Below are 14,318 nucleotides of genomic sequence, written 5' to 3'. Positions count from 1 at the left end.
AAAAAAAGCCTAGACTCGCTTGAGCCTAGGCCTTGAAGGTGCATGATGTATTCTTTTGCGGTTTACTTGCGCATGACCTTGATGGTCTTGTTCAGACGGGAACCGTCGCGGGCCATTCCGCGGACGTTCACTATATAGACGCCCCTGCCGAAGGGTTGCAGATTCACCGAAGTGGTTCCGTCTGCGGTCAGTACATTCTTGCTGAGCATCGGATTTCTGCCGCCCAAGTCGGTTACGCGGATTTGAGCATTTGCGGGAATCCCATAAAGACTCACTATGTTATCCGCAATAGTGTAGTGGAAAATTTTCACAGGAGAGAACGTCGCAATCGAAGTCGTCGAAGAATCCGTTGCCGTCGAATCACCCGCGACAACAGATGTCGTATCGTTTTCGTCTTGTCCGCCCTGCGAAGCGTTCACGGCAAGTCCCTGCGTCACGCCGATGTAGCGGCTAAAGGTATCGCCCGCGTTGTCCTTCAGCGTAAATTGCACATAGCCCGCACCCGCAAAACTGTCGGCGAGTTTCACCGTCAACCTGGAACCGCTCACGGTCGCCGTCACGCCGCTCGGGGCCGACACGGTGTAGGTCCCGCCGTCGTAACCGCGGGTAAACTGCGAAAGGTCTATCACTTGGGTTTCGTCCTTCGCGAAGGTGTAGTGCGCGCGGGCCATCCATTCCAGGTAGCGCTCCAGTTCCGTCCAGCCATCGCCCAGGCGATCCCTGTTCGCTTCGCTAAAGTCACCGCTCTTCGACTTCGGATTGTACCCGTACATATTTTCCCACCAGTCGGGAAGTCCATCGAAATCGCTATCGTAATCGTCCGCCCAGCTCACACTCGGATACGGTTCCCAACCCTTGATGTTCGCCGTATCCTTCACGTCGGTTTCGCGATCGGGAATGCCCGCCATGCCACCCACGGAACCCTTCATGCTGTAGGTTCCGTTCTTGGTCTCGTTTATCACGCGTGTATCGTGATTGTCAAGTACCGGCATGCGCTGGCCCACATCGCTCAGCACATCCTTGTAGGCGGCCTTCGCACTCTGGACAGTCGCATACGAGGCAAAGAAAGGCTTGCTGTTCCAGGGTTCCCAATCCAGCACCTGCCCGCCTGAAAGCGAATACTCGCGACCGCAATTGTCGTTGGTGCCGTCGCAGGTAAACTTGCCGCCCGCAGCCTCGAGAATATTGTTGTGGTAGTAATACGCCTGCGAGCCCTTGCCCGTACCTTCGAACTGCGCGCGCAATGTATAGCCGTGCAAGGTAGTGGCGGCGCCCTCCTTGTAGTAATTGCCCACGAAGTTTACCTCGTGCGCACCGCCATCGGTCACGCGACTCACCCAGTTATAGACAACGTTGTTGAATATATCGAGGCGACCCGCATAGTAGCCATTCCCGTCGAGGCCACCGCCCAGGCTCCAGTTGCGGCCCGCATTATGCGCAAGCAGGTTGTGGTGGAAACTGCCGATATCGCCGCCGATAGTCGCCGCATACCCGTGTCCCGTCCCGACGGGGTAATTCTGGTGGTCCGCAATGTTCAGCGCTTCCGAAATCAGCGTGCGCTGCAGCGTAAGGTTCTTGCCGCCTCGGCTACTGAATGCTTCGTCAATCGTCCAGCTGATGCTCGCATGGTCCAATATGCTGTGGTCGCCACCGGTGAGCCCCATGCCGTCGTAAGTGGCACCGTAACCCAGGCGCACGCGCATGAAGCGGATAACCATATCCTTGCCCGTGAACCCGATGGGGGCGCTCTTGATGGTAATACCCTTGCCGGGAGCCGTCTGCCCCGCAATCGTCACGTAATCCTGATTGCAGACCAGGCGCGATTTCAGCTGGATCATTCCCGACACCTTGAACACGATGGTGCGCGGGCCAATTTCTGCCGTGCACGCCTCGCGCAAGGAGCCTGCACCGTCATCGTTCAGGTTTGTCACGTACACTACCTTGCCGCCACGGCCACCCAGGGCGTTGCGGCCATAACCTTCGGCACCCTCGAATGCCAAACGCCCCGGCTTGAACGACCAGACATTCCCTGCCGTGACCGTTCCGTTCGCATCGACCTCATCTACGCGCCAGTAGTATGTCTGGAGCGGAGTCGTACCACTCACCTTATACGAATTTCCAGATTGTTCGCCCTTGTAAACCGCAGTGCTCGAGGGCGTTGCCGCAAGCACAGCCGCCGAATCCGTCCCGAAATAGATGCGATGCTTTACGGCCGACTTCGCCGCCGTCCACGAAAGTGTGAGAGCGCCATTGTCGTGCGGCGCGTGATAATCCAGATCTGCAGGCGAAGGCCCTGTCGCCTGTGCCGCCGCATTGGGCACGTTCAGTTCAAAGCCGTTCAGGGTAACCGTACCCGTATTCAACTTTATCGCGGTCGAGGCACCCGTCCCACCCACATTAAAAGTCACGTAGGCAATCGCCGCCTCGCCTGTCGAGAGCGCACGATTCGTGGGCTTGACCGATGCCTGTTTCGAGTTGTTCACATAGACATCGATGCTGTTGCTTACCGCCGTCCCATCGACATTGTTCAGGTACAAAAGGAGGCTGTGCGTCCCTGCCGCAAGATTCGAGAAGGTGAGCGTAATCGCCCCACCGCCTTCGACCATCACGCCGTCGCACACAAGGCGCGCATAGCTCGGGGACTGCACCCCGGCCTTGTACCAATTCGCCTTAAGATTTCCGCTACCAGAAACATTCACCTTCACCCCCGAAAGGGACGTGTCCTTGGAGGAAACACCTGAAACCACCCAAGGCACGTAATTCGGTTCCGTAACCTCGCTCGAATTGCGGCCGCTCATATCAAAATCGACCTTGATAACGGGCGATGCGGCAAAGGCAAGCGCCGCAGAGAGGCCCAATACGCGAATAGAGTTCAAACATCCCATACAAAGCTCCTTTCTGCCCACAAAAATACCCTCGGATTTGCTCCGGGGGTAGGGTAAAAGAAATTTCCAGTTGTCCGCGGACTACGGCGGGCACCTGCGGTGCAAAAAAAAACGCCCCGGCTTCCGCCGGGACGTATCGTTTAGTTAGGAAACTACCGTTCGACTCTTACCTGCACCGCATTCTGCATCATGCGACCATTGAACCTGACACGGACCATGTAGACGCCCTCGGGGAGAGCCCTGATTTCGCGGGACAAGTCAGACGCTCCTGCCGGAACATTTCTTGCAAGGCGCGCCACCTGGTGGCCAGTCATGTCAAAGAAATCCACCTGGGCATACCCCGATTCGCGGGCAATCAGCGTACCATCTGCAAAATTCAGGTGTATTCCGGCAGCAATGCGAATGTTACCTGCAAAGTCGTCTTCTGCGGTGTAATCGCCACGGGTAAGCCCCGTCGTTCCCGAAGAGTCTCCCGCGACTTCAGCGCTCAAGGAGTCTATCGCCGAGAGTTGCGTCGAATCCTCAAAAAGCACCACGCCTTCGACATCAAAACCGATCTGGTCGACGTTCGGTGCACCCGCTTCTTCCAGCGATTTCAGATAAAGTACATTCAACCCCTTCTGGAGCGAAACACCCACCGAGACGCTATCCCAGGTATCCCAATCGGCAGTGGGCTTGAACGTCAGCGAACCGATCAGGTCTTCATTCATCTTCACCATAATGCGACGCGTATCCGTTTTGCCGTGGGCGTAGCGCAGCACCATCGTTGCATTCTTGTATTCCTTCGGCGAAACCAGGTGGTAAATGCCGTAGCTATCGAGACTGTTTTCGAAATCGTAGAATCCCGTGCCGCGGAAATTCTCGTGGTTGTCGGCAAAGGCTCCCTTTGCATCGGTCGGTACCGCCGCCTCGATATCGCTCCGAACCATAAGAGGAGCAGGCCCCGATTCCACGACACTCAGGATGGTGAATTTTCCGTTGCGAGTCGCTTCGCCAAAGTCAGCATTCCCGCCTTTCGTCGTAATCGTATAGGTAAACTCGCCCTCGACAACGGGAGTCCCGCTAAAATAGAGCGATGATGTCGTCGCATTCCACACGGCCGTCACGCCTGCCGGGAGCCCGTCAACATTCGCCCCGTCCGCATGCTGGATCGCGAAGGTGAACGGGACAATCGAATCACCCTTCACAATCACCTGGCTCGAACTACCTGCACCCTGCTTGACAATCGCGGCCGCCTTCGGCGTGTTGTCGCCTATCAGCACGATGTCCGACTTCGGGAACTTGCCCTTGTTGCCATGCAGCCAAAAGCCCAGATGCGGCGGCTGGTTGTAGGCGGTATTCTGCCAGCTCATGCCATTGCGGTAAACCGGGTCGTGCGCAAGCGTGTACATGCGATGTTCGGTAGGCGCGGTCGTTGTGTAAATGTAAAGCTTGGAGGCTCCATCGTGCAAGATGACTTCCTCGCGCCAGTCGCCCAGAATGTCACCGCTGAAATTCGGTGTCGCCTTGGTGGTATTGCAACTGTTGCCCTGCATCTGGAAAAGCGTATTGCTCTGTTGCTTTGCATGGTCCCACTTGCTGATGGTCGTATTGTCCAACAATTCGTCAAGCAGGTCACCATCCCAGTAGATACGGAAGTTGTAGGCGGGACGCTTGTCGGCCTTCCAGATTTTTCCCTTAGCCGTATAGGTGTTCCAGTTTGCAGCAGACCAAAGCTCATGTCCGCGGCTGTTGGAATCAACATCGCCCGCGACGCCGCGCCCGTTGTCCCCGGAGCTCGTTTCGCTAAAAAGCAACTTGCCGGTGCGGGCATCGTGCAAATCGTATCCGTAGGGCTTTTCTTCGTGGACCTGCCAAACCTCGAGGCCGTCGTTGTCGGGGTCCAAATCGCCAAAGTGGATTGCATCGCCGTGACCCTTGCCTGTGCGGTACATGAATTTCCCGTTGTGGTCAATGGCGCAACTTCCTTCAATGATTTCATCGAAACCGTCGCCATCCACGTCGCCTGCGGAAATGTTGTGATTGCCTTGCCCGTAACATTCCTGTCCGCTTGTTGCTGCGTTGTAATACCAGCGTTGCGAAAGGGTTTTGCCGTCCCAATCATAGGCGGTAATCGCCATGCGGGTGTAGTAACCGCGCTGGAAAACCATGCTCGGTTTCTTGCCATCGAGATAGGCATTTGTCGCAAGGAAGCGGTCGACGCGGTTCCCGTAACTGTCTCCCCAGCTCTTTACCGTACCGCGCCCTGGATTATAGGCGACTGTCGCCATTTCAAGTCCCGTTTCGCCGTTGAAAACCGTGAGGTATTCGTCACCGGTCAGAATGTATCCACTCGAATTGCGGTAATCGCTGGTATGTGCCGCATTGGCCGCTGCGCCCTTGCTCAGGTACTTTCCGCTGGCATCCTTCGTTCCCGGCGCAGTCTTTACGGCAAGTTCCGCCTTGCCGTCGCCATCGTAGTCACCCACGAGCATCTGCGTGTAGTGCGCCCCCGCACGGATGTTTACGCCCAGATCGATGCGCCAAAGTTTTTTGCCGCTCATCTTGTAACAGTCAATGATGACGTTGCCCGTCTTTCCCTTCTGGGAATTGTCCTTGGAATTGCTCGGATCCCACTTGAGAACCAACTCGAACTCGCCATCACCATCCACATCGCCCACGGCAATATCGTTGGGACTGTAGGTGTAGTCGCTACCGCCTGCAGGCCTGTCCAGGTTCACTGTCAAGAACTGCTCGCCCCACACGGGTACGGCATCGTCAGATGCAAGTTCCTTGCCGTTTATGACAGCCTTTACGGAATACCTGCTCGAGGCCGTCCCTTTCGCGTCGGTATAGTTGCTCGCCTGTGTCCCGCTGAGGCTCGCGATTTTCTCGCCATCGCGGTACAGGTTAAAGCCCGTCTCGGAGCCCTCGGTCCCAAGGACGCGCCAGCTGAGGAACACGCCCCCGCCGGTCTTAACCGCCACAAGCCCGCGGTTCAGCCATTCCATCTGGCGAGCCGCCTGCGACATGCCCACTCCAAGCGCGAGCGAAAGCCCAAACATCCACAACTTTTTCATCATCAAATCCTTTCTTTGAATTACAGGCCCCGCACCACCGGGAACCTGCACCTATAATATATCTCCGGCACTCCAAATAGTACCTTCACCACCATACTTCCGGTTGTCCATAGACAACGGCGGGAACACAACAAAAAACTTCGGCAAGCAACGCTTGCCTCGCGCATACGCGAGCGTATGCGTTAAAACAAGTTTCTTCGTGGGCACCTGCGGTGCTTTTTGTTACTTCGCAAAAACGGGCTGTCGGGCCTTGCGCAAACGCATTTCCTTTACCCGCGGGCTGTCCGCAGTTCCCAACAGGCGACCGCGCACATCGTAAACCTTCGCGCCACGCATATCCTGCAGGCTGCGTCCCGTTTCAACGCCATTGCGAACCGCAAAAGACGTGGTCGAAGAATCAGGATCTTCCACCTGGATTTGCGTGCTGTCGCCCGCCACGCTATTCACGGAAACCGAAAGCAGGTCGACCACACTCTTCTCACAAGTAAACCCGAGCGACATCTCGGCAGTCGATGCGCCCCTGTTTACCGCCTTGTAGTGATACGCCTTGCCATCTTGCGCCGTGATGCGGGCCGAGTAGGTAACGACATCCTTTTCGCGCGAGACATCCATCACCACTTCGGCGTTGCGCATGATGCCAGCGAAATCGTCCCAGTTCCAGTCGAAATCGTAATCGAACGTCCCCGCGTTATCCATCGCAAAGGCATCGGCACGCAACAGCGTCGTCGCCCCGCCGGCAGTCGCACGCACAATGTAATTGTCCCAGTTGTTCACCTTGTTCGCATCGGCAAGCCCATAGACCGGCTTGTTTCCGTAATTCATAAAGCGGAATGTTGCGCTAAAGTCGCCCGAGACCTTGTATTCAGCCGTCTTCTGCGCATTGAACGCTACATTGTATTCGCCACCGTCGTTTATCGTACCCGCCACGATGCGATTTTCAAGCGTCCCGTACGCAACACGGCTCAACTCGAGCGACGCCGCGTCGGCACCGAGCAATATTTCGTAATCACCAACCGGTGTCCCCGTAGCCGTAACCGCATACACTAGCGAGTCGGATCCATCCTTCGCCGCACCGCGCAAGAACGCATACACATTTATCAGGTAGCCGTCCTTTTCTGCACGTAGGCGGACTTTTGCACCGTCGTACATCTTCTTGAAGGCATCCCAGTTTTCACCCCAGGCATTCCAGTAGTGCACCGTATTTTCGCCACCGAGCGTTTCCACGGAATAGCCGTCGGCACGCAGGTACCACATGTCGCCACCGTTCCTAAAGACGAGCACCCAGTTGTTCCAGTTTTCGGCTCCGCTCTTTACCTTGTTCCTGAATTCAAATTCCGTGACAAAGTTCCCGCTTACCTTCACGGACTCAAATTCGTCATAGGCATCCCATGCCATGCTAAAGTCATTTTTCCCAACGACCTTCACGCTGTCGCCGTAATAGCGGGCATCCTGCAGCACTTCGGTTTTCGGCACACGGTAACCCCAGAAGGCACGGTTCCCCGCCTTGTTCATCGCCGAGAACGTAAGCGTCCGCTTGCTCATATCGTTCTGCAACTGGTCAAGCACCACGCCCTCGTAGACAGTTCCACCCAGAGTAAGCGTCACGTAGCTCCGGCCCTTCGCATAGTCGTAATCCCAGGTTCCCGTGTAGGCGCCTGTCACCGTACCGTCGGCATTGAGCTGCATGTCCTGTTCCTGGTTCACCGCCACGGAATCTTCCCAGGTCTGCGGGTTGTTCCTGGGCGGGTTATGCATAATCACCTTGTACGGGCCCGCGATATCGCTGCGGTCGAGCGCACGCGCCGGTAGCCCGTAACCCTCGTGATACTCAAAAGGTGCCGCCACAATCCAGCCCATCCTGTTAAAGAACAGCTGGTGAGTCTCGACATTGTGCCAACCCGTATGGTTGTTGAACTTGCGGTGATAAACCAGATACATGCCGCCATCGTCGTCGCGCAACAGCGAATTGTGCCCATCCGCAATTTCGGCACGGTCCTCGGCCCAGAAACTCCAGCGGTAATTCGCGACAATCGGGAATCCGCGGTCGGTATTGCCCCAATAGTTCAGGATAAACTTTTCAAAAATCGCAGGAGTCCCATCCACATCGACATAGGGCCCCTTCACGTCCTTGCTGCGGAACACGCGCATGGTGTAGCCGCCCTCGGGCGAATAGAACCCGTAACTCACGAACAGGTAGTAGTAGCCATTGCCATCCGCATCCTTGAAATACTGGATGTACGAACCCTCGCCACTCACATAATAACCGCCACCCACGTGGATGCCCATGTAAGGGTCCTCGAGCATCGAAGTCCCGCTCCACTTGGCAGCGCCGTTGTTCCCGTACTTGTACGAATAGTCCCTGAGACCGGTAGACTCATCGAGCTTGACCAGGAAAAGCCCGCCGCTCCACGAACCGTACAGGAGCCACAGGTTTCCGTCCTCGTCGTAGAACACGTTCGGGTCGATGCAGCTGGAACCATAGCCGCCATCCCACTTGCCCAAATTAGTGACACCGTTGTTCGCGATATAGTAACGCTCGTCGATTGTCGAAGAACCGGTCACCTTCGCGTAGTCGGCATTGGCAGCAGAACCCGCCGTCTGCTTGTCCATCCCGCCGTAGACGACCGCACCCTTGTACTCGTACGGCCCCTCGATCTTGTCGGATGTCAGGAGCACAATGGAACTTTTCCAGTCCTCGCCCGCCATCGAAAAGTACAGGCACCACTTTTTCAGCTTCTTGTTCCACACGATATCGGGCGCCCACAGGTTCCCCTTGGCGGTCGCGGAATTCGTATGTTCCGCATAGTCGGCTTCCGCCTTGAACACGCTGTAGTAATCGTCCCTGGCCTCGTTGCCAGTGACATACACCGTGCCGCCCCTCGAAAGCTGCGGCGTAAACGGGGTCCAGTCCAGCATATCGCGGGAATATGCCGCCCCGTTCATGGTCCCGAATATGTAATAATACTTCGTCCGCGACTTGGCCGCATCGTTTTCAGGATACGAATTCCCGCCCGCGTCCTTATAGACCACAATGACGGAAGGATCGTGAACGGCGACCGAGGCCGCAAATGCGGCAACAGCCGCGAGAGATAAGGCGACACACGCCGCCCTGAATGTTTCCAATACACCCATACCACACTCCTTTCCAGAGAATATAAAAAAATCTACACTTTTTTCAATTAAAAGTCAATAGTTTTGCAATATTTTAGGATGATATGGTGAGATTTTAACAACGTTTTGCTTAAAAAAAGTCCACATTATTAAAAACAAGAAGCCGAGCTCAAGGCCCAGCTTGTATAAGTGGAGATTCCGCAACGAGTGCGGGACGACAATGTCGGTTAGAGATGCTCGCGACGCACTCAGCCCGCGACTAAGGAACTTCCACAGAATCCAGAATCTTCTGCACGACGGTTTCAGCGGAGACTTCTTCCGCTTCGGCCTCGTAGCTCAAGATAATGCGGTGGCGGAGCACTTCCATCGCAACGGCCTTCACGTCTTCCGGCGTCACGTAGGCACGGCCCTGGATAAACGCATGGGCCTTCGAAGCCTGGGCAAGGCCGATGGAGGCACGCGGAGAGGCGCCCACTTCCACAAAGCCCACCAGGTCGCTACGCTTGATGCTGCCCGGATCGCGGGTCGCAAGCACCAGGTTCACGATGTATTCGCGAACGCGTTCGTCCACGTACACCTGCTTCACCAGCTGGCGGGCGGCCAGAATATCTTCCTTCGTAGCGACAGCCTGCGGTTGACGGAGACCCGCACCGGCAACGGCGTCCAGAATCTTCATTTCGTCGGCCTTGTTCGGGTAGCTGACCTTCACCTTCAACAGGAAACGGTCCACCTGGGCTTCCGGCAGCGGATACGTACCTTCCTGCTCGATGGGGTTCTGCGTGGCAAGCACCAGGAACGGCTCGTCCAGCTTGAACGTCTCGTCACCGATGGTGATGTGGCGTTCCTGCATCGCTTCGAGAAGCGCGCTCTGCACCTTCGAGGGAGCACGGTTGATTTCGTCGGCCAGCACCAGGTTCGTAAACAGCGGGCCCTTGCGGGTCTCAAACTTCGCTTCCTTCGCGTTGTAAATCGTGGTACCCAGCAAGTCGGCAGGGAGCAGGTCGGGAGTGAACTGGATGCGCTTGAAGTCGAGCGACACGGCATCGGCAAAAGCCTTCACCGCCGTCGTCTTGGCAAGACCCGGCAGGCCTTCCAGCAGCACGTGACCGTCCGCCAGAATACCCGTCAGAATGCTTTCGACCAGAGCCTTCTGGCCAATCACCGTACCTTCCACTTCACGCAGCAAATTCATGCAGAATGCGCTCTGCTGGCGCACCTTTTCCGAAAGTTCCTGAATATCCATTTAGTTAACCTCTTCTGTTTTCGCGAATTAAGATACAAAATTCCACGGAAAAAGGCAAATGGGACTGAAAAGTAGTTAGTGATTAGTGATTGGTGGTTAGGAAAGGGGGAGGCGTCCCCCTGGTTGCAGCCGCTACGCGTCTTCCTCCACCCCCTCGCCTAGGGGGGCACCCCCTAACCCCCCCCCCAAAAAGTGATTATTCCTTTAAAACCCAAACATCTCGAATAAAACCTGCCTCGGATTCACACAGAAGTTTATCATTAGAATTAAATCTTGAAAAATCAAACATTGCCTTTTGTTCGCCGAATTTAAATACCAAGGAATCAACACCTTTTATCCTATGTAGGTTGTCATCAACAACACGGCATATTATAGGTTCTTTCAGATTTGACTTTACATAAACCACATTACTGTCTGGCATCAACCTTAATAGAAAGTAGTCTTTTCTTGCCCATGTTTCCAAATCGACATAAATTTTTTTCAAACTGGGAGAATCCCCCAAAAAAGAATATAAGCCGTCGACTTGACTAGCCATACACCGATTATCTTTTTTATAAAAAATTCCCCGAAGATTTCCATCATACATGGCAATTCTTTTGACCATCGTTGTTTCTGGTGAAAAACTTTCAAGGGCCGTTTCAATTCTGAAATACTCTGTCGTATCAGCAATGGAGTCCCTCAAACGCCGTTCCCACACATTTGAATCTGTCGCCCACGTTTTTTGCGATTTTGATTGCAAAGAATTCCTTTTATAACGGATTGTTCGTAAAACAAACCAGGAAGAATCACGTTTTACCTTTTCTAATCGAACTAGGTATTCGGCTCTCGGGTAGTCACCTATTGAGTAAAGATAGATTTGATCATTTCCTGCACAAATAGAATCAATGGCAGATTTGATTACACTATCAGTTGAATAACTCGGTTCATCATAAAGATTTATAAAACGGCCAACAACCTGAATAGAATCACTTTGTGAAATTAAAACTTCCCGATTTTGCAAAGACTCCGGATGGTTCGAGCACCCCACAAACAGCAGGGCACACACCATCAACACAATCCATAAAATTCCGCGAGCCATTATCTATAAAATAGAATATCTAGGCAAAAACCGAATTCATTCCATCCAACAATTTGCAAGCTTTATCATATAAAACAAACCATATTCCCCGCGCGGGGAATATGGTCTACGCTATCATTTTCCCGGCGCCGGGAAAATGATATTACTTTTTCTTCTTTTGGGGTTTCAAAAGCGATGCATCAGCCCTTTTCAAACGGCGAGCCACCTTCTTGACATCCTCGCTTGCAGGCAACTTTTCGGGAACGATGCCACGATCAAGGAGCATCTTGCGGACGGCGCGATTGTTGTCCACATGTTCCCTCTCGATTCTCTTTTGTCCGAAAAGATTCTTGGCCTGCGTCTTGACCGAAGTCATCTCGGCGGCAAGGTCCTTCGCCTTGATGCTTACCGTAGGCAAGAAGTCTGCCAGCGGACGGCTTGCAGGTACGTTATACTTTCGCTTCAAGAGATTCGTATCAATGTTGAACAGCGCTTGGTCGCCCTTGGAGCGGATGACAGCAAAGCCCTTGCTATCCACTCCACGTTCAAACAATACTCCAGAAAGCACCTTTTCGGTATGAGCAAGTTTTTCCCTCGCCTGCACACGTTCCAGTTCGCGAATGCGGCCTTCAACAATTTCCGCTACACGAGTCTGCACAGCAAAGTAATTCTGTGCAAATGAGATTTCCGGCTTGCGCGAATCTCCGTTCTGCGCAATCAGGTAGCAGGCGTAACGCGTGAGCATATAGTCAGACACTTCTCGAACAGAACCACTACCAAGGGAGACCATTTTCCCGGCGCCGGGAAAATGGTTCTCAGCGATTTCTCCCGCATTCTTGCAAGCCTCCATCGCCTTATCAATAGCGTTCTGAAAACGCTCCCACTTGGTATAACCAAGTAGCGTACTCAGGTCGCGCGCACTCCAGCATTCCACCCCCTGGTATTCGCAAGCAATCGCCTCGAACTTTTCGAACAGGGTCTTGATTTCTTCGGACTTCATTGTCGTCTCCTTTTGGTCGCATTCTGCGACCGGTTAATGTTTAGAGACGTCCTTGTAAAACCGAAACCCGATTAAAACAAACGTGCCCAGGCCGAGAGCAGCGGAAATAAACTTGTTTATTTTCATTGCCGAGGCCAAACGCGTTGCGTTATAAACGCAATAACGCACCTCGCCTTTCCATAGCGAGATGCGTTCAGGCATTTAATGTACCAAAAACTTAAAACGCAGACAAGTAGTTCAACAAAATTTTACAAATACAGTCCGAATCGGACATCGCACTTGACGCCGGCAAAATCGGCGTAGTTCATCCAGACGGCGCAACCGGCGCTCACCCCGTTAATCAGCACGTCCTCGTCTTCGATGATATTCTTGCGGTTCTGCAATGTATGTTCGTAGCGCACGCCCACTGAATAATGGTACAAGGGTTCAACACGATCCTCGCTATCGAACGGCCTATAAGATGTCACGCCCATGCCGACTTCGGGCGCAATTTTCCAGATGCCGTTCATGTCGATTGGCGGCCTGTAGAATAATTCCCCATTGAGGAAGTACACCGACGCATTCGCTCCCCCGCCCATCATTGCGTAAAACTCGCCAAACCGGAAAACAAAGCCGAAAACAAGGTCCAGCCCGAACATCACCTCCCTATCTTCGGCGACAAACGGAGCAGTCAAGGACAATCCCAAATAATAGTCCTTGTAGTTCCGGTTTTTCTCGTTCCACTTTTTCCTGTTCTCCTTGAGTGTGCGTTCCCTCTCCCGTTCTCTCGCCTCGCCTGCACCTTTCTCGTCTGCCGCCTTTCTCCGCTGGCATTCCGTATCGTCCTTGTCGCAAGAAGTCGCCCAATCAGCAAGGCCCAAAATCACCTCCAGTACGGTAGGCTTTTCGTCCTCGCTATATGATTTTGAAGAACCCGCCCATGCCGGAAAAACAAGCATGCACACGCATACCAGAATCATCCGCAAATTGTGTTTAGGCGAGAACATAACTAACCCCCATATTCATGAAGATATATTAACGCACTTGAAAATGAACGTAGGTTATCAGCAAATTCAGTGCGCTCGTCGGAACTTATTTCTTCTTCGCTTTCCATTGAACTGCGCCACCACATGGTCACGAAACTTTTCAGAACTCGGCATGGATTCCTCTCAACTTTTTTCACAATATAAAAAATTAATTTGTATATTCTCCCTATGCTCAACTACGTATTCCTCATCCTCGCCATTGTCGCGGAAGCCGCCGGCACCACGCTGCTCAAGATGTCGGAACAGTTCACCAAACTCGTCCCGTCCATCGCCTCGCTCGTCTGCTACGTGGCGTCGCTTTACCTGCTGAGCCTTTGCCTGCGCACCATCCCCATCGGCATCGCGTACGCTACCTGGTCGGCGCTCGGCATCGCCCTCATTACAATAAGCGGCATCTACTTTTTCAAGCAGACGCCCGACTTGGGCGCTATCATCGGGCTCGTCCTGATTATTTCTGGTGTAGCGGTCCTGAATCTATTTTCGAAGATGGATATCCACTAGGTTCACAGAACCTTTTCCATGTACACGCATTCGAATGTGTCATGATGGGCTTTACCGCTTTCGTTGAAGCGGTAGCCCATTTTTTCATAGAAGCTTGCGGCATTTACGCGGCTCGAAATCTCGATTTTCTTGACGCCAGCCTCGCACATCCACTTCTCGGCCTCGGCGACAACAGAGCGGCCCAATTGCTTGCCGCGGTATTCCGGCAGCACCACGACACGCCCGATTTCGGCAACACCTTCGCGAAGCTCGAACCAGCGGCATGTCGCCACCGGATAAATACCATCTAGCGCCAGAATGTAATGGCAGTTTTCGCCATCATGGGCATCGACTTCGGCATCGAGCGGAATCTGGTACTTGCGCATCATCGCAGTCATGCGCACGTAGTAGACGCCAGCGCGCTCACATTCTCTTGAAACCCGGATAATTTTCATTGA

The 14,318-nt window shown here is 53.7% G+C and carries 9 protein-coding genes; 1 reads left to right on the top strand and 8 read right to left on the bottom strand.

Annotated features, from left to right (window positions below; translation table 11 throughout):
* Window positions 1-62: 62 nt before the first annotated feature.
* The 7 genes from BUB55_RS02925 to BUB55_RS02890 all read right to left on the bottom strand — a co-directional run bounded on the left by BUB55_RS02925 (window position 63) and on the right by BUB55_RS02890 (window position 13,341).
* Window positions 63-2,885, bottom strand: coding sequence for a hypothetical protein (locus BUB55_RS02925; RefSeq protein ID WP_234971776.1), 2,823 nt, complete (start codon window positions 2,883-2,885; stop codon window positions 63-65).
* 152 nt (window positions 2,886-3,037) lie between these two features.
* Window positions 3,038-5,947: a rhamnogalacturonan lyase family protein gene (locus BUB55_RS02915; protein ID WP_083596844.1), complete on the bottom strand. Its 2,910-nt coding sequence runs from the start codon at window positions 5,945-5,947 to the stop codon at window positions 3,038-3,040.
* A 219-nt stretch (window positions 5,948-6,166) separates the two neighbouring features.
* Window positions 6,167-9,076, bottom strand: a complete 2,910-nt coding sequence (locus BUB55_RS02910) for a glycoside hydrolase family 43 protein (RefSeq protein WP_073188071.1) — start codon at window positions 9,074-9,076, stop codon at window positions 6,167-6,169.
* A gap of 238 nt (window positions 9,077-9,314) precedes the next feature.
* The gene (locus BUB55_RS02905) at window positions 9,315-10,298 is read right to left on the bottom strand and encodes an AAA family ATPase (protein ID WP_072807678.1); all 984 of its coding nucleotides are present in this window, start codon (window positions 10,296-10,298) and stop codon (window positions 9,315-9,317) included.
* Between the two features lie 196 nt (window positions 10,299-10,494).
* Entirely contained in the window at window positions 10,495-11,376 is an 882-nt protein-coding gene (locus BUB55_RS13915; protein WP_143152873.1) for a hypothetical protein, read from the bottom strand.
* A 142-nt stretch (window positions 11,377-11,518) separates the two neighbouring features.
* Entirely contained in the window at window positions 11,519-12,355 is an 837-nt protein-coding gene (gene dinD, locus BUB55_RS02895; RefSeq protein ID WP_073188067.1) for a DNA damage-inducible protein D, read from the bottom strand.
* 248 nt (window positions 12,356-12,603) lie between these two features.
* Window positions 12,604-13,341, bottom strand: coding sequence for a hypothetical protein (locus tag BUB55_RS02890; RefSeq protein ID WP_143152872.1), 738 nt, complete (start codon window positions 13,339-13,341; stop codon window positions 12,604-12,606).
* Between the two features lie 207 nt (window positions 13,342-13,548).
* Here BUB55_RS02890 and BUB55_RS02885 point away from each other — a divergent pair, with 207 nt between their 5' ends.
* Window positions 13,549-13,881, top strand: a complete 333-nt coding sequence (locus BUB55_RS02885; RefSeq protein WP_073188064.1) for a DMT family transporter — start codon at window positions 13,549-13,551, stop codon at window positions 13,879-13,881.
* A gap of 2 nt (window positions 13,882-13,883) precedes the next feature.
* On the opposite strand, the gene BUB55_RS02880 is transcribed toward BUB55_RS02885, so the two are convergent.
* Window positions 13,884-14,315, bottom strand: a complete 432-nt coding sequence (locus tag BUB55_RS02880) for a GNAT family N-acetyltransferase (RefSeq protein ID WP_073188062.1) — start codon at window positions 14,313-14,315, stop codon at window positions 13,884-13,886.
* Window positions 14,316-14,318: the final 3 nt, after the last annotated feature.

This window comes from Fibrobacter sp. UWP2 (genome assembly GCF_900141705.1).
Taxonomy (GTDB): Bacteria; Fibrobacterota; Fibrobacteria; order Fibrobacterales; family Fibrobacteraceae; genus Fibrobacter.
Note: the sequence above shows the minus strand (reverse complement) of the source record. Positions and strands in the feature narration are given on the sequence as shown.